At 74.9% G+C, this 653-nt stretch carries 1 protein-coding gene; it reads left to right on the forward strand.

Annotation, left to right across the window (positions count from 1 at the left end; genetic code table 11):
- Positions 1 to 40 precede the first annotated feature (40 nt).
- On the forward strand, positions 41 to 595 hold the full coding sequence (locus IH13_RS0133140) for a TetR/AcrR family transcriptional regulator (RefSeq protein WP_031090320.1): 555 nt from the start codon (positions 41 to 43) through the stop codon (positions 593 to 595).
- The last annotated feature ends 58 nt before the right edge of the window (positions 596 to 653 follow it).

Raw genomic sequence — 653 nt, forward strand, 5'->3', positions numbered from 1 at the left:
GCCGTACAGTGGGGAGGTGCCCAGGATTCGAGCGGCCTCCGTGGCCGAGCACCGGACCATGCAGCGCGGCGCCCTCCTGGACGCCGCGCGTTCCCTGCTGTCCGAGGGGGGTACGGAGTCGCTGACCTTCCCCGCCCTCGCCGAACGCACGGGACTCGCCAGGTCCTCCGTCTACGAGTACTTCCGCTCCCGCGCGGCCGTGGTCGAGGAGCTCTGCGCCGTCGACTTCCCCGTGTGGGCGGCGGAGGTGGAGAACGCGATGGCGCGGGCCTCCACCCCCGAGGAGAAGATCGAGGCGTACGTGCGGCGCCAGCTCGACCTGGTCGGGGACCGGCGTCACCGCGCGGTCGTCGCGATCTCCGCGAGCGAGCTGGACGCGGGCGCCCGGGAGAAGATCCGGGCCGCGCACGGCGGTCTGATCGCCATGATCGTCGAGGCGCTGGGCGAACTCGGCCACACCCAGCCGAGGCTGGCCGCGATGCTGCTCCAGGGCTCGGTGGACGCCGCTGTGCGCCGTATCGAGCTGGGTGTGGAGGAGCCCGGCGCGGTCGCCGACACCGCCGTGGCCATGGTCCTGCGCGGAGTGCGGGGCTGACACCACCGCGGCGACGGCCCGGCGCGGGGCGCGGGGCCGTCGCCGCCCTTCCGGCGGG

The organism is Streptomyces sp. NRRL WC-3549, from assembly GCF_000721935.1.
Classification (GTDB): Bacteria; Actinomycetota; Actinomycetes; order Streptomycetales; family Streptomycetaceae; genus Streptomyces.